The following is a 21,156-nucleotide window of genomic DNA, read 5'->3' on the forward strand; positions in this document are numbered from 1 at the left end:
CAGCAAGAGCCTTTCGCCCCGCTGAAGCGGGGACCCTACATCCGCCCTGCCGCAAAGAAAATGCCCGGGGCGCGCTTGGCACCCCGGGCACGATGAAGCGAGTCGTATGTGCGATTATTCGCGGTTGCCCATGAAGCTGAGCAGGAACTGGAACATGTTGATGAAGTCCAGGTACAGCGTCAGCGCGCCGAGCACCACCGCCTTGCCGGCGAATTCCGTGCCGCGCAGCATCGCGTATTCGTTCTTCAGCCGCTGCGTATCGTAGGCGGTGAGGCCCGCGAAAATCAACACGCCGATGAAGCTGATCGCATACATCAGCCCCGGGCTCTGCAGGAACATGTTGGCGATCATCGCGACCAGCAGGCCGACCACGCCCATGATGAGGAAGCTGCCCCACCCGCTCAGGCTCTTCTGCGTGGTATAGCCGAACAGGCTCAGGCCTGCGAACGCCGCGGCGGTCGCGAAGAACGTGACGGCGATCGATGCACCGGTAAAGCGCAGGAAGATCGTCGACAGCGACAGGCCCATCAGCGCGGCAAAGGCCCAGAACAGCATCTGCAGTGTGGTCTTCGAAAAGCGGTTGGCGCCGAAGCTCATCGCGAAGACGATCGCGAGCGGCGACAGGGCCACGATCCACATCAACGGGCCCGACGCGAAAGTCGCCGCCATGCCCGAGGTGTAGGTCATCAGCGCGACGATGCCGGTCAGCAGCACGCCGCTTGTCATGTAGTTGTAGATCGACAGCATGTGCTTGCGCAGACCTGCGTCGAACACGACCTGCCCACCGGCGCGCGGAACCGACCCGAAGCCGGTCGTCGTCGTGCGGGGATCGTTGAATTCAGCCATTCCAATCTCCATTCCGGCGCCGAGCGACGACAAGCCGGTATCCGCAATATCGGGAGTTTCCCCCGCCAGTTCAAGGAAAACCGGCCGCGGCGCGATTAACCTTCGCCACGCGCGGCATCCGCCATTTCGCGGCCCCGGTCGCGCGCGGCACGCAAGGTTTCCGTGACAAGTTTCACAAGCGCGCCGTCCGCATCAAGCACGTCGAGGCCCCGGCGCGTCATCCCGCCGGGGCTGGCCACCTTGTCCGCCAGCGCGGCCGGGCTGTCCGCCGATGCCGCGGCGAGCATCGCGGCGCCTTCGGTCATCTGCACGGCCAGCCGCCGCGCCTGGTCCGGCGCCAACCCGAGATCGGCCCCTGCCGTGGCCAGTGCATCGATGAAGCGATAGACGAACCCCGGCCCGGAACCGGCGAGCGCGGTGACGAGGTCGAACAGGTTCTCGTCCGCCAGCCATTCGGCCGCGCCCAGCGCCTCCGCCAGGCGCGTGACCTCCGCCCGGCGTTCCGCGCTCAGGCCAGTGGCGACGAGAGCGCAGGGCGACTTGCCGATCGCGGCCGCGAGGTTCGGCATCAGCCGCACGACCCCCGCCGCGCCCGGAAAATGCCGCGTCAGCGTGGCCAGTTCCACCCCGGCGAGGATCGAGATCACCGTCGTTCCCGCGCGCACCACCGGTTGCAGGCCCGGCGCGGCCGCGGCGAGCGCTTGCGGCTTCATCCCGAGCAGGAGGATATCCGGCGCGGCGGAAGGCACCCCTTGCGTGAAGCGCACCCCATCGGGCGTTGCCTTGGGATTGGGGCCGCAGGCGGTGATGGACGCGGCGGGAATGCCCGCGCGCAGCCAGCCTTCGACCATGGCGCACGCCATGTTGCCGTAACCGGCGGCAAGGATCGAAGGCGCCGCGCCCGCCACGATCAGGCCGCGCCCGCGGCGTCGACCATCGCGTTGGCAAGCGCCTCGCGCGCGGTCTTGTCGCCCCAGAGCACGAACTGGAATGCAGGGTAGAACCGGTCGCATTCGTCGACCGCGGTTTCGATCAGCCCTTGCGCCTGTCCCAGCCCCAGCAAGCCGTCGTCGCCCAGCAGCAGGGCATTGCGATAGACCAGCATGCCGCCCTGCGACCAGATATCGAAATGGCCGAGCCAGAGCTGTTCGTTGACCAGCGCCAGCAGCTCGTACGCGGCCTTGCGCTTGTCCTCCGCCACGCGGACATCGGGCAGGCACAACAGCTGCAGGACGTTGTCCTCCGGCCGCCAGATCGCGCGGATCTGGTACGTCGTCCAGCTTCCCTGCACTTCGCCGGAAATCTCGTGCGGCGAGACGATTTCGTGCGCCCAGCCGCGCGCTTCGAACAGTGCGGCCAGCATGTCGACCGGCGCGGCGTCGTCGCCTTCGCCCGGATAATCGTCGTTTGCGCTGATCATGATGGCGTCCCGTCTCTTGTCATTTGCCCGCTGTGTGAAGACGCGCGGACCGCGCGGCAACGCGGGCGCGGTTAACGCTTGGGGACAACCTGATAACCCTGTTCACAGGCTGTGCAAAACGCGTTGGCAACCCTGCGCCTTAACCCCTCGGGCCGGGCGCGGGCGTTACTTCAGTGGGGCGATCTCTTCGCCTTCGCTGCTGGTGAAGGTGAACGCGTCGACGCCCGCCGTCTTGAGGTCCGCCACGAATTTCGCAGCAGCACGCTGCGAATCGAACGGGCCGGTCAGCAGCCGCCGCGAGACGCCCCACTTCGCCGTATAGGCCGACCGCTTGCCGAGCAGCGCGGGCGCTTCCTTGCCGAAGCGGCGCCAGTCGAACGCCAGCGCGCCGAGATCCTTGCCGGTGGCCACCTGCACCCACACCCGGCTGGGCGCCTTGGGCTTCGGCGGCGGCGGGGCGGCCTTTGCCACAGCGACCTTTTTCGGTTCGGCGGCTTTCGGTTCCGCGGCTTTCGGTTCGGGAGGCAATTCGCGGCGCGGCGTGATCCGCGTGATGTCCACCGCACCCACCGCCGGGCTGGCGTTCGCGTCGGCAGCGGCGAATTCGGCAAAGGCTTCCGCCAGGCTCACCGGCTCGGGCACTGCCTGCACGACAGGTTGCGGGGCGGCGGGCGTCGCCGACGCAGGGGGAACGAAGGCAATCTGCACCGGGGGGGTTGCGGCAGAGGCAGGCACCGCGGCGGTCGGTCCCGGCGCGGAGGAAGCAACCGGCGACTGCTGCGCCGCCAGCACCCGTGCAAGGCCGCTGTCCGCCACGGGTGGCAGTTCGGCCGTCCGCGCGACCGGCGGGCTGGCCATGGCGGCGGGCCTGGTTGCGGCCGGCTGCACGGATGCCGGTGCGGCCGGTGGCGGCGGGGGAGAGGGGTTGGTCAGTTGGCGCACGACGACCGGCGGCGGAGAGGCGCGCGCGACGGTCGCGGCCGGCTTGCGCGCAGCGGCCGCGGCGGCCTTGCGCTGCTGTTCCGCCAGCGCGGCCTGGCGCCGTTCCGTCTCGCGCTGCTGGCGCCGCTGGGCAGCGGTCGGGCGCTGCGCCGTGGTGATCGCGGCTTGGGCACGCGGGCCGAGCGGCTCGCCCGCCGGAGCCAGGCGCGATCCCGCACCCTGGGCCGGAGCGCCGGCGGGGCGCGCGCCGGTGTAGGCCGCCAGACGCGGATCGTCGCGGCCGATCTGCGCGGCCCGCGGGAACGCGCCCAGGTTGGCCGCCGCTGCCTGCTGCGCCCGCGTCAACCGGGGCATGTAGGCAAGATACGGCTTGATCCGCGCCGCCAGTTCGCGCGGCATCACGGTCTCCACGATGGAAACGGACTGCGCCTCGTCCCCCATGATCGCCAGGCCGAACGCGCGCGCGCGGAATGCCGCCATGTCATTGCGCTGCAACATGGGAAGCAGCGTCGCCTCGAACCCCTTGCGGTCGCCGGCGATCGCCTGGCTGAGCGCGAGGCGGCGGCTGACTTCCGGATTGGGGCCCTGCGTCAGGGCAAGCCGGTATTGCATCTGGGCCGAAGCGTTGTCGCCCACCAGGTCGAACGCCAGCCCGCGTTCGGCCGCCAGCGTCACCGGCGCGGCGCCACCCTGGGCCGCCTGCTCGAACAGTTGCAGCGCCTCCACCGGATTGTCGGATTTCAATTTCGCAGAGGCGAGGCCCGCCCGGACCCGCGGGTCGCCCGGGCGCACGCTATCCGCACGGCCGAAGAAACCGATCGCGGCATCCACGTCGTCGAGCGCCAGCGACGCGCGGCCGGCGGCGATCAGCGCGTCGAAGTTCGCGGGGCTGCGGGCAAGCTGGCGCAGGGCATCGCGCAGTTCGGTGGCGGCCGGCGACGGAAGCGCCTGGACCACCGGGACCTGCGCGGCAGCCGGCACCGCGCCGGCGGCCAGCAGCGCTGCCGCCACGATCCGCGCCGGGATCGTCAGCATTCGTGAAGTGCGGGTAGCCATCGCTGCGCATCCTGCACCGGCGCGGCTGAACCCCTGCGGAACAGCCGCGCCCGGCCGGTTACTGGTTGTTCTGCCGCCCCAGGAAACGGGGGATCGACAGCGATGCGGAGCCGCCGCCATCGCCGTCATCGTCATCCTCATCGTCGGCAGGCTTCATGCCCCCGCGCGAAAGGTTGGCCATGCGTTCGAACAGCGTGGTCCCCGCCCCTGCCGCGGGCGCTGCGGGTGCGTCGCCGGCGACCCCGTCATCACCCGTCAGCAATCCGCGCCGGCGCCCTCCGCCCAGCATCGGGCGAACGGTGTCGTCCCGTTCGGAAAGGCGGTCTGCGTCGAGCAGGAGCTCGTCCCCTCCGGCGCTGCCCTGCGTGGTCGGCGCGGCAGGCGTCCCGGCGCCGGCATCGTTGCCCCAGTAGGCATCGTCATCGGCATTAGCGCCGCGGGGCGCACCGTAGCCATCGGCGCCGTCGTCCCCGTCGGCGTCAGCGTTGCGCAGGCCGGCGAGCGGATCGACGATGCCATCGACATCGTCGTCGTATTCCTCGCTCTCGCCCGCGTCGGATTCCTCGAACTCGCTCGGCATGGCGCCGAGGTCGAGCGTGTCGCGCCCCGCGGCCGCGTCGTCATAGGCGGCGGCCGGTTCGGCGACAGGCTCCACCGCGCTTTCAGCCGGCAGTTCGAATTCATCTTCCGGCGGCAGCTCCAGCACCGGACGCTTCGGCGCGCGCGATCCGGACATGGCGAACGATCGCGGCTCGCTTGCGGCCGTTTCGCCCGTGCCGTCGATACCGGTGGCGACCACGGACACGCGGATCTTGCCCTGAAGGTCGGGGTTGAAGGCCGATCCCCAGATGATGTTCGCGTCTTCGTCCACCAGCTCGCGGATGTGGTTCGCCGCCTCGTCCACCTCGAGCAGCTTCATGTCCTCGCCGCCGATGATGGAGATGATCACGCCCTTCGCGCCGGCCATGCTGACGCCGTCGAGCAGGGGGTTGGCGATCGCGCGTTCGGCGGCCTCGAGCGCGCGGTTCTCGCCCTCGCCCTCGCCCGTGCCCATCATCGCCTTGCCCATTTCCTGCATCACCGAACGCACGTCGGCGAAGTCGAGGTTGATGAGGCCCGGCATGACCATGAGGTCGGTGATGGAGCGGACGCCCTGCTGCAGCACTTCGTCAGCGAGCTGGAACGCTTCCTTGAAGGTGGTTTCCGCCTTCGCCACCAGGAACAGGTTCTGGTTGGGGATGACGATCAGGGTATCTACGTGCTTCTGCAGTTCCTCGATCCCGGCCTCGGCCGCGCGCATCCGGCGCGTGCCTTCGAACAGGAACGGCTTGGTCACCACGCCTACGGTAAGAACGCCCTTGCGCCGCGCGGCTTCCGCGATGACGGGTGCCGCACCCGTGCCGGTGCCGCCGCCCATGCCGGCGGCGATGAAGCACATGTTGACGCCGTCGAGCGCGTCTTCGATCTCGGCGACCGATTCCTCGCCCGCGGCCTTACCCACTTCGGGCCGCGCGCCTGCGCCAAGGCCGCCGGTGATATCGGGGCCGAGCTGGATGCGCTTTTCGGCCATGGCGTTGCCCAGCGCCTGCGCATCGGTGTTGGCGACGATGAAGTCGACGCCTTCGATCTGCGCAGCGATCATGTTGGCGATCGCGTTGCCGCCGGCGCCGCCCACGCCGATGACCATGATCTTGGGACGCATGTCGTCGACAGCGGGGGGACCGATATTGATGCTCATTGGGCTTCCCTCCGGGGAAAAGTCAGCAAGTGAATAGGATTGACGTCAGTTTTGCACAAAGCGGGGGCGGCGGGGAAGCTATCCCCTTCCTTATCCACAACGGTTAACACTGCGCCGGCCAAGGGCAAATCCGTTTCAGAAGTATTCGCGCATGGCGCGCCACACGCGGTTGGCGACGCCGAGGCCGGAATAGCGCATCGTCGGCTGGTGGCGCGGGCCCACCGCGCGGATATCGACCGGGTCGTCCGCGGCGTAGAGGCACAGGCCCGCCAGGGTCGCGAAGCTGGGCGTCGCGTTCGCCTCTCCCAGCCCGCGAAGCGCCGGGGGCTTGCCGATGCGCACCGGCCGGCCGAGCGCGATCTGGAGATAGTCCGCGATGCCGGCCAGTTCCGCGCCCCCGCCGGTCACGACCACCTGCCCGCCCTTGGCCCCGGTGAAGCCCATGCCCTTCAGCGCCCGTCCTATCTCGTCGCTGAGGCGCGAAAGCTGTTCGGTGATGACGGAGATCAGTTCCGCCCGGGGCACGCGGTTCTTGTCGTCCGCCCCGCGCGCGGCGGGGCCGATGGTTTCGTCTCCCGGTCCGTTCACCGGCACCATGTCGCGGTAATCGTTCGGCGACGCGACGGCCGAGCCATAGCGGCTCTTGAGCCGCTGCGCCTGGAAGCGGCGGATGCCGAACGCGCTCGCCACGGCGTCGGTGATATCGGACGATCCGAAAGGGATCGCGGTAAGACCGAGCAGCATGCCCCCGGCATAGAGCGAGACGTTGGTCACCTCCCCGCCAATCTCGACCAGGGCGGTACCGAGCTCGCGCTCCTCAGGGCTCAGGCAGGCGTGGCCCGCCGCGATCGGCGCCGCGACGACCGCCTCCACGTCGAGATGGGCGTTGCGCACCGCTTCGATCAGGTTGCGGATGGGGGCCCCGTCGGCCAGCATCACGTGGACATCCACGCCCAGTCGTTCGGCATGGAGACCGCGCGGGTTGGCGACCCCGTGCGCCCCGTCGAGCGTGTAATGCGCCGGCTGCGCGTGCAGCACCATGCGACCGTCCGGCTGGATCGAATCCCGCGCGGCAACCAGCAGGTGTTCGATATCGTCTTCCTCGATCCGGCGGCCGCCGATGTCGATTTCCACCTTGGCGACCCGGCTGGCGAGTCCGGCGCCCGAGCAGCCGACCCATACGCTGGAAATGCTGGTGCCGGCGTTCTTCTCCGCCCGCTCCACCGCGTCACGGATGGCATAGGTGGCCGCTGCCATATCGGTGACGTATCCGCGCTTGACGCCCTGACTCTGGCGGTTGCCGGAGCCCAGCACGATCATCTCGCCCGTTTCCGACAGGCCCATGATCATCGCGGAGATGCGAAACGATCCCACGTTGACGGCGCCGAAGACCTTGGCGATGCGCGGCAAGCCCATCATTGCCCCCCGTTTGCTTTTGGGCTTGCTTCCAGCGCCTTGGCCTGCGCGCGGCCCGGAATGCGCATGTAGATCCGGTCGGGCGCGCGCATGTCGAACGCGGCGACCTTGCCGCCCAGCAGCCGGTTGAGCCCATCGAGCCGCGCGAACGAGACGAGCGCGCCGGCCGATGCGTCGTCACCATGCGGTAGGGCGAGCACCTGGCCGGTGGCGAACGTCAGGTTCCACCGCCGGTTGCCGACCCATTCGGCCTCCGCCACCTGCGATTTCAGCGCCGGCGCCGCATCGAGCAGCGTGTCGAGCTCCGCCACCTGGCGCGCGGCGCCGGGGCCGGAAATCTTGAGCATTCCCCTGGCATTGGCGCTGGAGATCGGCTCGAGCTCGTGCCCGCCGCCGTCGATCAGCACCAGCTTGTCCGCCTTGCGCAGCACCGCGCGCGGCGTGCGCTCGACCACGTCGACCACCAGCGTTTCAGGCAGCTGTCGGCTGACTCGGGCATCCTCCACCCACGAAAGCGCCAGCAGGTCGGCCCGGATGGCATCCACGTCGACCAGCGGCATCGGGCGGTCGCGCTCGGCCAGCACGCGTTCGTAGACCTTGAGCTCGTTCATGCGATCGACGCCGGTGACCTGGACCCGACGCACTTCGAACCCGGCGTCGGCGGCGAGCGAAGCGACTTGCGCCTGGAGCAGCGCGGGAACACCCGCGAGGCTGGCGACGACCCACATCAGCGCCGCTGCGCCGCCGAGGATCGCGACCAGGAACACCTTGTGCAGCTGCTCTTCGGTGAACGGCAGCAGCGCCAGCGCCCCGCCCATGGCGCTGCCGGTCCGCGCACGCGCACGGCGCGCGGTGTCCGCACGGCTGCGGGCCGCGGCCGATCGGCGGACGCCCTTGCCCTTGCGGCTGATCGTTTCAGCCATGTCTTACCCCCCGCGCAAGCGCTTCGCCGACAAGCGCCTCGACCAGATCCTCGTAACACATCCCGCAATGGCGCGCCTGTTCGGGCACCAGGCTGAGCGGGGTCATTCCCGGCTGGGTGTTGGTTTCCAGCACGAACAACCCGGCCTCCCCCTGTTCGTCATCCCAGCGGAAATCGGTCCGGCTGCACCCGTTGCAGCCGAGCAGGACGTGGGCCTGCACGGCATATGCCTTGCACAGTTCCGCGATCCGTTCGGGAATGTCGGCGGGGCAGATGTGATCCGTCATCCCGTCGGTGTACTTGGCGTCGAAATCGTAGAAGCCGGACTTGGGCACCAGTTCCGTCACCGTCAGCGCGCGCGGCCCATCGGCCCCGTCGAGCACGGCCACCGTCATCTCCCGTCCGCGGATGTACGGTTCCGCAAGCAAGGTGGCGAATTCCTGCCAGGGCCCCGCGGCGTCGCGCCGGATCGGGTTGCCGTAATTGCTTTCGTCCGTGACGATCGCGACGCCGACGGAGCTTCCTTCGTTGACCGGCTTCAGCACGTAAGGGCGCGCCAACGGGTCTTTCTCGAACAGGCCTTCGCTCTCTACCACGCGGCCGCCGGGCATGGGCACGCCGTGCGGCACCAGCGCCTGCTTGGTCAGTTCCTTGTCGATCGCGATGACCGATGTCGCGAGGCCGGAATGGGTGTAGGGCACGCCCATCAGGTCGAGCATGCCCTGCACCGTGCCGTCTTCACCCGGCACCCCGTGCAGCGCGTTGAACACGACGTCGGGCGCGGCCTCTGCAATGCGCGCTGCCACGGTACGATCCATGTCGATGCGCGTGACGCGGTATCCGCGCGCCTCCAGCGCCCTGGCAACGCCTTCGCCGCTCATCAGCGAGACGGGGCGCTCGTTCGCCCACCCGCCCATGAGGACGACGACGTGGGGCTTTGCCGTTACCGCGCTCACGGCCGGCCCACCCGCTGGATTTCCCATTCCAGCGAGATACCGCTGTCGGCGTAGACTTTTTCTCGCACCTGTTCTCCCAGGCCTTCGATATCGGCGCTCGTCGCGTCGCCGGTGTTGATAAGGAAATTGGTGTGCTTCTCGCTCACCTGCGCGCCGCCCAATGTCAGGCCGCGGCATCCGGCTGCGTCGACCAGAGCCCAGGCCTTTTCACCCGGCGGGTTCTTGAAAGTGGAGCCGCCGGTGCGCGTGCGCAGCGGCTGCGAGGCTTCGCGCGCGGCGGCGATGCGGTCCATCTCCTCGCCGATCTCGGCCGGAATGCCCTCGCGCCCCTGGAACCGCGCGGCGACGACCACCGCCCCTTCCGGAAGGACGGAATGGCGGTAGGTATATTCGAGGTCGCGGGCCGGCAGGGTCACGAACTCGCCGTCCGGCATCACCACGTCGCAATCGATCAGCACGTCGGCCACCTCGCGGCCATAGGCGCCGCCGTTCATCCGCACGAAGCCGCCCACGGTGCCCGGGATGCCGCGCATGAATTCGACCCCGGCGATCCCCGCATCGCGCGCGCGGGAGCTGACCAGGATGCCGCTCGCCCCGCCGCCGCATTCCAGCACTTTGTCCCGCCGGGCCTCCACCGTGGCGAACGCCTTGCCCAGCCGGATCACCACGCCGGGCACCCCGCCATCGCGGACGATGAGGTTGGAACCCAGCCCCAGCGGCATCACCGGCGTGCGCCCACCGATGCGGAACAAGAATTCGCGCAGATCCTCGAGGTCGGCCGGCTCGAACAGCCAGTCGGCCTTGCCGCCGGTCTTGAACCACACCAGCGGCGCCAGCGGCGCATCGGCCGTCAGCCTGCCGCGAAGGCCATCCATGGCGAAGGGCGCGGCGGTGGTTTCGTCCACCGCGGCCCAGGGCGCGCTCTGGCGCAGCCAGCCGGCCTCGCCGTGCTGCCGGCTCATGCCGCCTGCTCCTGCCGGATCGCGTCCGCCAGGCCCGCTGCCCAGCGCGTGATGTCGCCCGCGCCTAGGCAGACGACGAAATCGCCGGCCTGCACGTCGGCGGCGAGCGCGCGGGCCAGCGCCTGCTGATCGGGGATCACGCCGGCCCAGCGGTGACCGCGCGATTTGAGGCCCGCGACCAGCGCCGCGGAATCCACGCCCTCGATCGGCTCTTCACCCGCCGTGTAGACCGGCGTGACGAACACCCGGTCCGCATCGTTGAAGGCGTTCTGGAAATCGTCCATCAGGTCGCGCAAGCGGGTGAACCTGTGCGGCTGCACCACTGCGATCACCCGCCCTCCGGCGGCCCCGGCGCTTTCGCGCGCGGCGGCAAGGACCGCGCGGATTTCCACCGGGTGATGGGCGTAATCGTCGATGATCGCCGCCACGCCGCCACCGGCCGGGACCTCGCCCGCGCGGGTGAACCGGCGCCGGACCCCGCCGAACTTGGCAAAGCCTGTGCGGATGACCGCGTCGGGGCATTCCATCTCCAGCGCCACGGCGATCGCGGCCAGCGCGTTCTGCACGTTGTGCCGCCCCGGCATCGGTAGCCGCACGTCGGCGATGCGGCGATCTTCCTCGCCCAGCCGGCGGACCACGACGTCGAACACGCTGCCGCCGCCATCGGGGCGCACGTTGTCCGCCCCCACGTCGGCCTGGGGGGAAAAGCCGTACGTCACCACCTTGCGGTCGCGCACCTGGCCGATCACCGCCTGCACTTCCGGGTGGTCGCTGCACAGCACCGCCGCGCCATAGAACGGCACGTTGTGGATGAATTCCACATAGGCCCGCCGCACCGCCTCGAAATCGCCGTAGTGGTCGAGGTGTTCGGGATCGATATTGGTGACGACCGCGATCGTACCGTCGAGGCGCAGGAAGCTGCCGTCGCTCTCGTCCGCCTCCACCACCATCCAGTCGCTGTCGCCCAGCCGGGCGTTTGAACCGTACTGCTCGATCACGCCGCCGTTGATGACGGTGGGATCGATCCCGCCGGCATCGAGCAGCGCGGCCACCATGCTGGTCGTCGTCGTCTTGCCGTGCGTGCCGGCCACCGCGACGGTGTTCTTGAGCCGCATGAGTTCGGCCAGCATCTCCGCGCGGCGGACCACCGGGATGCGGTGTTCGAGCGCGGCGGCGACTTCCGGATTGCTGCGCTTCACCGCGGTCGAGGTGACAACCACAGCCGCGCCGGCGACGTTGTCCGCCGCGTGCCCGATCATCACCGGGATGCCCCGCGCGCGCAGCCGTTCGACCGTGGCGCTTTCTCCGAGATCCGATCCCTGCACCGCGTAGCCGAGGTTGTTCATCACTTCCGCGATGCCGGACATGCCGATCCCGCCGATCCCGACGAAGTGCACCGTCCCGATGTCGGTGGGAACGCCCTTCACCGCATCATATCCCTGGCGGCGCCCTGTGCGGCAAATTCTCCACTGGCGGCGCGGCCGTCGCCGCCGTCGACGCGGATCACATCCATCAGCGCCGTACCGCCGAAGCTTTCGACGAGGTCCGCCAGATCCTCGACAGCTTTCGGCCGCCCGCAATTCCACGCGGCGTGGGCAGCCGTGGCGAGCGTTTCGGGGCGCTGGGCCATCGCCTGGATCTGCTTGGCAAGCTCCTTGGCGGTGAACTTGTCCTGCCGGATCATCCGCGCGCCACCTGCGCGCACGATCTCGCGCGTGTTGGCCGCCTGGTGATCGTCGGTTGCGATGGGAAGCGGGACCAGGATCGCGGGGCGGCCGACGGCCGTCAGTTCGGCGATGGTGCTCGCCCCGGCCCGCCCGATGAACAGGTGCGCGTCCGCCAGACGCGCGGCCATGTCTTCGAAATAGGTGCCGAGTTCGGCCGGGATGTCGTGCCCGCGATAGCGCGCACGCACGGTCTCGAGGTCTTCCGGCCGGCACTGCTGGGTGACTTGCAGGCGCTGGCGCAAGGCCGGTGGCAGCATGGCCAGCCCATCGGGCACGACCTCGCTCATCACCCGCGCGCCCTGGCTTCCGCCGGTGACAAGCACGCGCAGCAGGCCGTCGGCGGTGAACGCGGGGAACGGTTCGTCCCGCAGCGCGAGGACGCCCGCACGCACCGGGTTGCCCACCAGATGCACCTTGCCCGCATGGCGGGGTGAAAGGCGGGCGACATCGGGATACGACGTGGCGATCGCATCGACCTTGCGCGCCAGCAGGCGGTTCACACGGCCCAGCACCGCGTTCTGTTCGTGCACCACGCTGGGCACTTTCGCCGCGAGCGCCGCGAGCAGGGCGGGAAACACCGGGTATCCCCCGAATCCCACCACCGCGCTCGGCGCGAAGCTTTCGAAAAGGCGCAGCGCCATGCGCCGCCCTTCGCGGATCGCGGCGATGCCGCGCGGCCAATGGAGCGGGTTCTTGCCGAACCGCCCGGCCGGGATCAGGTGGACCGGCAGGAAATCGGGCTTGCCGGGCAATTGAGCTCCGCGCGCATCAGTCAGCAGCGCGACGTGGTGCCCGCGCCGCTCCAGCTCGGTCGCCAGTGCGAATGCGGGGATCAGGTGCCCGCCCGTGCCCCCGGCGGCCAGCACGTAATGGCGGCTTGCCCCGCTCATGCGCCAAGCTCCCGCGTGATCAGGCCGCGCAGGCCCGGCGTCTCCCGATAGAGGAACGGGTTGCGCCGGGTCAGCGCCACCAGCAGGCCCACGGCGATGCAGACGGCGATCGTCGACGATCCGCCATAACTGACCAGCGGCAGGGTCATCCCTTTCGACGGGAACAGTTGCAGGTTGACCAGGATGTTGATGAACGCCTGCCCGCCGATCTGCGTGCAGAGCCCCGCGGCGGCGAGTAGTGTGAACAGGTCCTCTTCATCGACCAGGCGGGTCAGCACCCGCACGATGACGGCGAGATAGAGCGCCACGATGATCGCGCAGGCGATCAGCCCGAATTCCTCGCCGATCACGGAGAAGATGTAATCGGTATGCGCTTCCGGCAGGTTCATCTTGCGCACGCCCAGCCACAGCCCGCTGCCGGTCCACCCGCCGGCGAGCAGCGTGCGGCTGGCAAGATCGACCTGGTCGAACGCCGTTCCGCCGCCCAGGAACGCGTCGATCCGGTGGCGCGCGTTGTCGTACAGCAGGTACGTGGCTACGAGCAGGCCCGCGCCCGCCCCGATCATGATGCCCACGCGCTTCAGCGGGATGCCGGCCAGCAACACGATCACGAACCACACCCCTGCGAACAGGATGGTGCCGCCGAAATCGGGCTGCAGCATCATCAGCGCGCCGACCAGCGCCATGACGCCCGTGACCGTGGCGACCACGGGAAGCTGCGGATCGCGCAGCCGCCAGCTGACGATCCAGGCCAGCAGGATAGCGAACCCCGGCTTCAGGAACTCGGACGGCTGGAACCCCGCGATGCCGAGGTTGATCCAGCGCCGCGCGCCGTTGACTTCGCCCCCGACGATCGGGACCAGCAGCAGGAAGAACAGCATCGTGCCGGCCAGCACGATGCCGACCCGCCGGGCGTTCTCGCGGCTGAGAGTCGACGCGGCGAACAGGAACACCAGCCCCAACGCCTGCCAGCGCAAGTGCGCCCAGTAGAAATACAGCTCCGGCAGGTCGACATTGCGGGTGGACAGGCGGTGCGCGCTGGCGGGCGAGGCGGCGAACACCGCAGCGGTCCCCATTGCCATCAGCGCGAGCACCAGGACGAGCAGCACCCGGTCGATCTCGCGCCACCAGATCTTGAGCTCCGCCCGCCGCGACGTGGGATATCGGGCAGGCGCCGGCACGCGGTCGCCGCTGCGGGGAATGTAGGGCCGCGGGCTCACACCAGCGCTTCCTGCTTGCACGGGTCGGCGGCGGGATCCTCGGTCAGAACGGCAACGAACTGGCGGAAGCGTTCGCCGCGCTGTTCGTAATCCTTGAACTGATCGAAACTGGCGCAGGCGGGCGAGAGCAGAACCACATCACCCGGCGCGGCCGCGGCGATGGCGCGGCGGGTCGCCTCGCACAGCATTTCCGCACGGACCACCGGGGCATGCGGCTCGATCAGTTGCGCGAAGCGCGGGCCGGCCTCGCCGATCGTATAGGCAGCCTTGACGTTCCCGAGATGCGGCGCGCAGGCGCCCAGCCCGTCTTCCTTGGGCAGCCCGCCGACAATCCAGTGAATGCGTGGGCCGTCACTCTGGGGCGGAAAGGCGGCGAGCGCGGGGGCCGCGCTGTCCGTATTGGTCGCCTTGCTGTCGTTGACGAACAGCACGCCGCCGTGCGTCGCAACCCGCTCCATGCGGTGGGGGAGGCCGGTGAAAGTGCGGAGGGCCGTCGCCAATGTCGCCTCGGGAATGCGCAGCGCGCGCGCAATCTCCATCGCCGCAAGGGCATTGCCGGCATTATGCGGTCCTTGCAGGCTCGGCCAACCGGATTGGTCGATCCTGCTCTCCCCGCTGATCGGCATGATCGCCGCCCGGCCCGGAGACTGCATCGCGAACAGGCGCATCTTGGACTGCCTGTAAGCCTCGAAGCCGTCATATCGGTCGAGATGATCCGGCGTCACGTTCAGCAGCACCGCCACGTCGCAATCGAGCGTGTAGGTCAGGTCGATCTGGTAGCTCGACAGCTCCAGCACATAGACGCCGACCCCGTTCTCATTGGGCGCCAGCGGGTCCTGCGCCAGGATCGGCAGGCCGATATTGCCGCCCATCGTGCTCGGCACTTGCGCGGTCTGGAGGATGTGGTGGACGAGCGCGGTGGTCGTGCTCTTGCCGTTGGTGCCGGTGATCCCGACGACCTTGTGCGGCGGCAGCGCGGCGCGGGCCTGCGCGAACAGTTCGATATCGCCGATCACCGGCACGCCGAACTGCGCGGCGCGCGCGGCGATCGGGTGGGTGTTGAGCGGCACGCCAGGCGAGACGACGACGCCATCGTAGCCGGTCAGGTCGATCTCCAGCGGATCGGCAAGCAACACGTTGGCGGTGTCCACCTTGGCGCGGGCATGATCCTGCCGGTCCCACGCGGTCACGCGCGCACCGCTGGCGACCAGCGATTCCACCGCCGCGAGGCCCGAGCGCGCCAGGCCCAGGACTGCGTACCGCTTGCCGGCAAAGGCGGGCGAGACGATCATCGCAGCTTCAACGTGGCGAGGCCCAGCAAGGCGAGCACGATCGAGACGATCCAGAACCGGATCACGACCTTGCTTTCGCTCCAACCGAGCTGTTCGAAATGATGGTGGATCGGGGCCATGCGGAACACCCGCTTGCCCGTTCGCTTGAACCAGAACACCTGGATGATGACCGACAGCGCCTCGAACACGAAAAGGCCGCCGACCACGCCCAGCACGATCTCGTGATGACTGGCGACCGCGATCGCGCCGAGCGCCCCGCCGAGCGCCAGGCTGCCGGTATCGCCCATGAACACCGCCGCTGGCGGCGCGTTGAACCACAGGAAGGCAAGGCCCGCCCCCATGATCGCGGCGCAGAAGATGGCGAGTTCCCCCGCCCCCGGCACGTGCGGAATGCCGAGATAGGCCGAATAGTCCGCGCGGCCGGCAAGATAGGAGATGATCGCAAACGTGCCGGCGGCGATGATCACGGGCATCGTGGCGAGCCCGTCCAGCCCGTCGGTCAGGTTCACCGCGTTACCGGCGCCCACCATCACCAGGGCGGCGAATATGTAGTAGAACCAGCCCAGCTCCACCCCGCGGCCGGAAAAGAACGGGATGTAGAGGAACGTGTTGATCTGGCCGACGACGATCCACGCCGCGATGCCCGCCACCACGAATTCGAGCAGCAGACGCACCCTGCCCGGCACGCCCGCGTGGCTCGACTTGGCCACCTTGTCGTAATCGTCGAGGAACCCGATGAGGCCGAACCCCAGCGTCACCGCGATGCACGCCCAGACGAAGGGATTGGACAAATTCATCCACAGCAACAGCGCCAGCGAAAGGCTGGTGAGGATCATCAGCCCGCCCATCGTGGGCGTGCCGCGTTTCGCCAGGTGGGTCTGGGGCCCATCCTCGCGGATCGGCTGCCCCTTGCCCTGCCGCACGCGCAGAAGGTCGATGAAACGCGGCCCGATGATCAGGCCGATCAGCAGCGCGGTGAGCAGCGTCGCGCCGGCGCGGAACGTCTGGTAGCGGACGAGGTTGAAAACCCCTTCGAAACCCATCCACTCGGATAGCAAGTACAGCATCCAGCCGTCCGGCCCCTAACGTCCACGGTCGACGAAGTGCGCGACCAATCTGCCAAGCCCGACCGAATTCGATCCCTTCACCAGGATCGCATCGCCGCCCGCAAGGCCAAATTCCTCGAGCGCCGCGATCGCCTCGCCAGGTCCATCGCAATGGGCGAAGGTCAGCGGCGCGGCAAGCAGGCCGGCGGCCCCTTTCCCCAGTTCGCGACGCAATTCAACCGCAAGGCTGCGCATCTCGTCGCCCACCAGCACCGCATGGTCGACGCGCGCCTCGGCCAGCGGCTCGACCAGCTGGCCGTGGAAGCCGGCGGCGAAATCGCCCAGTTCCTTCATGCTGCCGAGCACCGCGACCCGCCGGGTAGCCGGCGTCTGGCCCAACTGGCGCAAGGTCGCGCGCATGCTGGCGGGATTTGCGTTGTAGCTTTCGTCGATCAGCAGCGCATGACCGCCCGGCACAGCCACGCGGTGGCGCGCGCCTCGCCCCTTGAGGCCGCCCATCTCCGCCAGCGCCAGCCCCGCCGCCGCCAGATCGCCCCCCGCCGCGTGAACCGCCGCCATCACCGCCAGCGAGTTCATGATCCAGTGATCGCCCGGCTCCGCCACCGAATAGCACAGCCGCGTGCCCGCGATGTCGGCGGTGACCAGCGCGCCGCCATTGGCGCTCGGAATGGCGTCCATCAGCCGCGCATCGGCATGGGCGGCACGCCCGAAGGCAATGACTTTCGCCCCCGCTTGCCGCGCGTGCACCAGCAGGCGATCGTAATGCACGCTGTCGGCCGGGATGACCGCCGTGCCGCCTTCGGCCAGGCCCGCGAAGATTTCCGCCTTCGCGTCGGCGATCGCCTCTTCGCTGCCGAGGTTCTCGATATGCGCGGGGGCGATGGTGGTGACGACGGCGACATGCGGCCGGACGTGCCGGGTGAGCGCCGCGATTTCGCCGGCGTGGTTCATGCCCATCTCGAACACGCCATATCGGCTGCGAGCCGGCATCCGCGCCAGGCTGAGCGGGACCCCGACGTGGTTATTGTAGCTGCGCACGCTGCGATGCGCGGCGCCGCGGCTCGCGCGGTCGAGCGCGGCGAAGATCGCTTCCTTGACGCCCGTCTTGCCGACCGAGCCGGTCACGCCGACACGCACCGCATCGGCCCGGGCGCGCGCCGCCGCGGCGAGTTTCGCCAGTGCATCGCCGGTGTCGGCCACCAGGACGTGCGGACGGTCGATCGGCTCGCTGACGAGGGCCGCCGCCGCGCCGGCCGCGAAAGCCTTGTCGATGAAGCGGTGCCCGTCGGTCGCTTCGCCCTTCAGCGCCACGAAAAGATCGCCCGAGCGGACGTCGCGGCTGTCGATCTCGACGCCGGCGCACTGGAATGGGCCGCTGGCGGTTCCGCCTGTGGCGGCCGCGATTTCCTCGGCGGTCCACAGCGCCATGCCCAGCGCGTCACGCCGGTCGCGCGGCCATGCGCGCAAGGCGGGATGACGGGTCACGCAGCGCCCCCTGCGCCGGCCGCTTCGCGCGCCACGGTCACATCGTCGAAAGGCAGCACGCGCATAGATTCTCCCGAGCCGACGATCTGGCCCTGTTCGTGTCCCTTCCCGGCGACGAGCACGATGTCGCCCGCCTGCGCCAGCGCCACCGCCGCCCCGATCGCCGCGCGCCGGTCGCCAATCTCGCGCGCGCCGATCGCGCCTTCCATGACCTGCCGCCGAATTGCGGCGGGATCCTCGCCCCGCGGATTGTCGTCGGTGACGATCACGACGTCCGCACGCTCCGCCGCCACGCGGCCCATCTCGGCGCGCTTGCCCTGGTCACGGTCGCCGCCCGCGCCGAACACCGCGATCAGGCGGCCGCGCGGCGCGTCGCTGACGTGGGGGCGGAGCGCCGCGATGGCGGCTTCCAGCGCATCGGGGGTGTGGGCGTAATCGACATAGACCGGCGCGCCCGCGCGGGTCAGGGCCGCACGCTCCAGCCGGCCGCGCACCGGCTGCAGACGGGAAAGGTTGGCAAAGGTTTCCGCGGCATCGCCGCCGGTTGCGATGACCAGCCCGGCCGCCACCAGCGCGTTCGCGGCCTGGTAGGCCCCGATCAGCGGCAGGTTGATCGTGTGGGTCTTGCCGTCGAAGGCGATCTCCAGCGCCTGGCCCAGCGCGCCGGGGGTGCGGGCGACGAGGTGGATGCCGTGATCAGCTCCCTCCCCCTCGTCGCCCACGGAGAATACGCGAAGACCCCTCTGCCGCGCATGCTCCACGGCGCGTTCGGCCCATCCATTGCCGTCGCGCCAGATCACTGCCGCCCCGCCGGGGGCGACGACTTCATCGAACAGCCGCATCTTGGCGGCGAAATAATCGTCCATGTCCGCGTGGTAATCGAGGTGGTCGCGGCTCAGGTTGGTGAAGGCGCCGGCGGCCACCGCCAGCCCTTCGTTGCGGAACTGGCTGAGGCCGTGGCTCGATGCCTCGAAGGCGACATGGCTCACCCCTTCGCGCGCCAGCCCGGCCATGTTGGCAAGGAACGTGACGATGTCAGGCGTGGTGAGGCCGGTGGAGACGCTTTCGTCCGGTGTCGTCACCCCCAGCGTGCCGATGGACGCGGCGCTCAGCCCGGCCATGCGCCATAGCTGGCGCGTGAGCTCGACCGTCGAAGTCTTGCCGTTGGTCCCCGTTACCGCCACGATTGTTTCGGGCACCGGCGCGAAGAACCGCGCGGCAAGGCGCGCGAACGCGCGGCGCGGCATGGGATCGGCAATGTGCACCGCGCCTGCGACACTGGCCTCAGGCCGGGCGACCACGGCCACGGCGCCGCCCGCCACCGCCGCGGGGATAAAGTCCTCTCCGTTCACGGTGCCGCCCTGGAAGGCGCCGAACACCGTTCCCGGCGCGACCTTGCGGTGATCGAGCGCGAAACCGGTCACGGTTTCATTGGCAGCGCGGCCTGCGTCATAGCCGGCCTCGGCGGCGATGCGGCCCAGCTTCATTCCTTGGCGCTCTGCGGCACGAGCGGCGCGAGGTCCGAAAGATCCACGTCGCGCTGCGCGTCGGGGGCGATGCCCAGCATCGGGCCGATGCGGGGCACCAGGCGGCCCACGATGGGCGCCGCGTTCCAGGCGGCGGTGCGCTGGAAGCTGGAGGCGACCGTGCCCTTGGGTTCGTCCAGCATGGCGATCACCACATAGCGTGGGCGGTCCATCGGAAAGGCCGCGGCGAAGGTGGAAACGAGCGAGGTCTTCCGATAGCCGCCGGCGCCGGGCTTTTCCGCCGAACCGGTCTTGCCGCCGATCCGGAACCCCGGCGCGTCGGCCTTGCGGCCTGTGCCGTAGACCACGATCATGCGCAGCAGCTGGTTCATGCGCGAACTGGTGCTGGCCTTGAACACGCGGCGGCCCTTTGGCGCCTGGCCCGGCGCCAGCTTGTGCAGGGTCGCCGGGCGCCAGATGCCGCCGTTGACCATCGCGGCGTAGGAGCTGGCAAGGTGCAGCGGGGTCACCGCGATGCCGTGGCCATAGCCCACCGTCATCCCGCGCAGCAGCGGCCAGTCGCCGCTCGCCCAGATGGGGAAGCCCTTGGCCGGCAGCTCGATATAGGGCCGCTCGTTCATGCCGAGGTCGGCCATGACTTTCTTCAGCCGGTTCGCGCCCAGTTCCCGCACCATGTGCGCGGTCACCACGTTGGACGAATGCATCAGCATTTCGGGCGTGTTGAGCGAATCGCCCAGCGGGTGGCTGTCGCGGATCGTGAAGCCGCCGATGGGGAACGGCCGTGCGGAATACCGGCGACCGAAATCGGTGATCGTACCGGCATCGATACCGGCGGCAACCGTCAGCGGCTTGAACGTGGAGCCAAGTTCGTAAACCTGGTTGGTCACGCGGTTGAACATGTTCGCCGCGCCAGCCTCATCGATCCGGTTGGGATCGAATTCCGGCAGCGAGGCCAGCGCCAGCACTTCGCCGGTATCGACATCGAGCACGATGCCGGCAGAGCCGACCGCGTTCGTCGCGCGCATCCCGCGCGTCAGTTCGTCTTCCAGCGCACCCTGAACGCGCACGTCGATGGATAGCGGGATGGAGGTCCCGCGCGTGGCCGGATCGGCAAGCTGCTTGTCGAGCACGCTTTCCATGCCCACCCGGCCGTGCCCGTCCGCGGCGACATAGCCAAGCACGTGCGCGGCCATCGACCCTTGCGGATAGTGCCGGTCCGTTTCCTGCGGCAGCTCCAGGCCCAGTTCCCCGAGGGCCTGGACGCGGTTCGCCTCTTCGGGAAGCACGCGGCGGCGCAGGTAACCGGCCTTGCCCTTGGCCAGTCGGTCAGCAATCTGCGCTTCGTCGATATCGGGAAAGATGGCCTTCAGTTCGGCCGCGACGGCTTTGGACGAGGCGACCAGCGAGCTGCCGCCGCCCAGCGCATCGGGATTGAACCACAGCGCAAACGCCGGGAACGCGCGGGCCAGCGTTTCGCCGTTGCGGTCGGTGATCTCGCCCCGGGGCGGCAGCAGCGCCTCTTCGAACGAGGTCGCGCTGTGCGCTGCGTCGGTCAGGCCGAGATAGACGATCCGCACCACTGCAGCCAGGGCAAGGGCCGCGAACAGGGCGGCGACGAACAGGACCCGTGCCCGCGCGACACTCAGGTGCTGCTGGCGCGCCGTGACCAGCTGGACGCGGCCCGAATAGATCGCGGTGCTGACCGTCATCGTGTTCATGGCCGGACGCTC

The 21,156-nt window shown here is 69.3% G+C and carries 17 protein-coding genes; all 17 read right to left on the bottom strand.

Annotated features, from left to right (window positions below):
- Positions 1–114: 114 nt before the first annotated feature.
- The 17 genes from GRI40_RS04970 to GRI40_RS05050 all read right to left on the bottom strand — a co-directional run bounded on the left by GRI40_RS04970 (position 115) and on the right by GRI40_RS05050 (position 21,144).
- Entirely contained in the window at positions 115–846 is a 732-nt protein-coding gene (locus GRI40_RS04970) for a Bax inhibitor-1/YccA family protein (protein ID WP_160610320.1), read from the bottom strand.
- A gap of 95 nt (positions 847–941) precedes the next feature.
- Complete coding sequence (locus GRI40_RS04975; RefSeq protein ID WP_337190495.1) at positions 942–1,754, bottom strand: pyrroline-5-carboxylate reductase family protein; 813 nt, start codon at positions 1,752–1,754, stop codon at positions 942–944.
- A gap of 2 nt (positions 1,755–1,756) precedes the next feature.
- Positions 1,757–2,266 (bottom strand): type III secretion system chaperone family protein, encoded by a 510-nt coding sequence (locus GRI40_RS04980; protein ID WP_160610321.1) that lies wholly within the window; start codon positions 2,264–2,266, stop codon positions 1,757–1,759.
- A gap of 165 nt (positions 2,267–2,431) precedes the next feature.
- On the bottom strand, positions 2,432–4,264 hold the full coding sequence (locus tag GRI40_RS04985) for an SPOR domain-containing protein (protein WP_160610322.1): 1,833 nt from the start codon (positions 4,262–4,264) through the stop codon (positions 2,432–2,434).
- 58 nt (positions 4,265–4,322) lie between these two features.
- Positions 4,323–6,002: a cell division protein FtsZ gene (gene ftsZ / locus GRI40_RS04990; RefSeq protein ID WP_160610323.1), complete on the bottom strand. Its 1,680-nt coding sequence runs from the start codon at positions 6,000–6,002 to the stop codon at positions 4,323–4,325.
- Positions 6,003–6,137: 135 nt separating this feature from the next.
- Positions 6,138–7,418 (bottom strand): cell division protein FtsA, encoded by a 1,281-nt coding sequence (ftsA, locus tag GRI40_RS04995; RefSeq protein WP_160611420.1) that lies wholly within the window; start codon positions 7,416–7,418, stop codon positions 6,138–6,140.
- Positions 7,418–8,341 carry a cell division protein FtsQ/DivIB gene (locus GRI40_RS05000; protein ID WP_160610324.1) on the bottom strand — a complete coding sequence of 308 codons (924 nt, stop codon included), beginning with the start codon at positions 8,339–8,341 and terminating at the stop codon, positions 7,418–7,420. Before GRI40_RS05000 ends, ftsA begins: the two co-directional genes overlap by 1 nt.
- Positions 8,334–9,323: a D-alanine--D-alanine ligase gene (locus GRI40_RS05005; RefSeq protein ID WP_160610325.1), complete on the bottom strand. Its 990-nt coding sequence runs from the start codon at positions 9,321–9,323 to the stop codon at positions 8,334–8,336. Before GRI40_RS05005 ends, GRI40_RS05000 begins: the two co-directional genes overlap by 8 nt.
- Positions 9,293–10,171, bottom strand: a complete 879-nt coding sequence (murB, locus tag GRI40_RS05010) for a UDP-N-acetylmuramate dehydrogenase (RefSeq protein ID WP_160611422.1) — start codon at positions 10,169–10,171, stop codon at positions 9,293–9,295. The genes GRI40_RS05005 and murB overlap by 31 nt, the downstream gene beginning before the upstream one ends.
- Before the next feature lie 83 nt (positions 10,172–10,254).
- The gene (murC, locus tag GRI40_RS05015; RefSeq protein ID WP_160610326.1) at positions 10,255–11,685 is read right to left on the bottom strand and encodes a UDP-N-acetylmuramate--L-alanine ligase; all 1,431 of its coding nucleotides are present in this window, start codon (positions 11,683–11,685) and stop codon (positions 10,255–10,257) included.
- Positions 11,682–12,875: an undecaprenyldiphospho-muramoylpentapeptide beta-N-acetylglucosaminyltransferase gene (gene murG / locus GRI40_RS05020; protein ID WP_160610327.1), complete on the bottom strand. Its 1,194-nt coding sequence runs from the start codon at positions 12,873–12,875 to the stop codon at positions 11,682–11,684. Before murG ends, murC begins: the two co-directional genes overlap by 4 nt.
- Positions 12,872–14,095 carry an FtsW/RodA/SpoVE family cell cycle protein gene (locus GRI40_RS05025; protein ID WP_160610328.1) on the bottom strand — a complete coding sequence of 408 codons (1,224 nt, stop codon included), beginning with the start codon at positions 14,093–14,095 and terminating at the stop codon, positions 12,872–12,874. The genes murG and GRI40_RS05025 overlap by 4 nt, the downstream gene beginning before the upstream one ends.
- Complete coding sequence (locus GRI40_RS05030; RefSeq protein WP_160610329.1) at positions 14,092–15,387, bottom strand: Mur ligase family protein; 1,296 nt, start codon at positions 15,385–15,387, stop codon at positions 14,092–14,094. The genes GRI40_RS05025 and GRI40_RS05030 overlap by 4 nt, the downstream gene beginning before the upstream one ends.
- On the bottom strand, positions 15,384–16,454 hold the full coding sequence (mraY, locus tag GRI40_RS05035) for a phospho-N-acetylmuramoyl-pentapeptide-transferase (protein WP_160610330.1): 1,071 nt from the start codon (positions 16,452–16,454) through the stop codon (positions 15,384–15,386). The genes GRI40_RS05030 and mraY overlap by 4 nt, the downstream gene beginning before the upstream one ends.
- Before the next feature lie 15 nt (positions 16,455–16,469).
- Positions 16,470–17,882 carry a UDP-N-acetylmuramoyl-tripeptide--D-alanyl-D-alanine ligase gene (locus GRI40_RS05040; RefSeq protein WP_160611424.1) on the bottom strand — a complete coding sequence of 471 codons (1,413 nt, stop codon included), beginning with the start codon at positions 17,880–17,882 and terminating at the stop codon, positions 16,470–16,472.
- 53 nt (positions 17,883–17,935) lie between these two features.
- A complete protein-coding gene (locus GRI40_RS05045; protein WP_160610331.1) occupies positions 17,936–19,426 on the bottom strand; it encodes a UDP-N-acetylmuramoyl-L-alanyl-D-glutamate--2,6-diaminopimelate ligase in 1,491 nt (496 codons plus the stop codon).
- Entirely contained in the window at positions 19,423–21,144 is a 1,722-nt protein-coding gene (locus GRI40_RS05050; RefSeq protein WP_160610332.1) for a peptidoglycan D,D-transpeptidase FtsI family protein, read from the bottom strand. The genes GRI40_RS05045 and GRI40_RS05050 overlap by 4 nt, the downstream gene beginning before the upstream one ends.
- Between the last annotated feature and the right edge of the window lie 12 nt (positions 21,145–21,156).

Origin of the sequence: Tsuneonella aeria (assembly GCF_009827495.1) — a bacterium.
Classification (GTDB): Bacteria; Pseudomonadota; Alphaproteobacteria; order Sphingomonadales; family Sphingomonadaceae; genus Tsuneonella; species Tsuneonella aeria.

Bases quoted from the DNA above. Each gene is read 5' to 3' on its own strand.
- GRI40_RS04970 (WP_160610320.1), bottom strand. From the start codon at position 846: ATGGCTGAATTCAACGATCCCCGCACGACGACGACCGGCTTCGGGTCG.
- ftsA (WP_160611420.1), bottom strand. From the start codon at position 7,418: ATGGGCTTGCCGCGCATCGCCAAGGTCTTCGGCGCCGTCAACGTGGGA.
- GRI40_RS05045 (WP_160610331.1), bottom strand. From the start codon at position 19,426: ATGAAGCTGGGCCGCATCGCCGCCGAGGCCGGCTATGACGCAGGCCGC.
- GRI40_RS05050 (WP_160610332.1), bottom strand. From the start codon at position 21,144: ATGAACACGATGACGGTCAGCACCGCGATCTATTCGGGCCGCGTCCAG.
- GRI40_RS05040 (WP_160611424.1), bottom strand. From the start codon at position 17,882: ATGGCGCTGTGGACCGCCGAGGAAATCGCGGCCGCCACAGGCGGAACC.
- ftsZ (WP_160610323.1), bottom strand. From the start codon at position 6,002: ATGAGCATCAATATCGGTCCCCCCGCTGTCGACGACATGCGTCCCAAG.
- mraY (WP_160610330.1), bottom strand. From the start codon at position 16,454: ATGCTGTACTTGCTATCCGAGTGGATGGGTTTCGAAGGGGTTTTCAAC.
- GRI40_RS04985 (WP_160610322.1), bottom strand. From the start codon at position 4,264: ATGGCTACCCGCACTTCACGAATGCTGACGATCCCGGCGCGGATCGTG.
- GRI40_RS05000 (WP_160610324.1), bottom strand. From the start codon at position 8,341: ATGGCTGAAACGATCAGCCGCAAGGGCAAGGGCGTCCGCCGATCGGCC.
- GRI40_RS04980 (WP_160610321.1), bottom strand. From the start codon at position 2,266: ATGATCAGCGCAAACGACGATTATCCGGGCGAAGGCGACGACGCCGCG.
- murB (WP_160611422.1), bottom strand. From the start codon at position 10,171: ATGGATGGCCTTCGCGGCAGGCTGACGGCCGATGCGCCGCTGGCGCCG.
- murG (WP_160610327.1), bottom strand. From the start codon at position 12,875: ATGAGCGGGGCAAGCCGCCATTACGTGCTGGCCGCCGGGGGCACGGGC.
- GRI40_RS05005 (WP_160610325.1), bottom strand. From the start codon at position 9,323: ATGGGAAATCCAGCGGGTGGGCCGGCCGTGAGCGCGGTAACGGCAAAG.
- GRI40_RS05030 (WP_160610329.1), bottom strand. From the start codon at position 15,387: ATGATCGTCTCGCCCGCCTTTGCCGGCAAGCGGTACGCAGTCCTGGGC.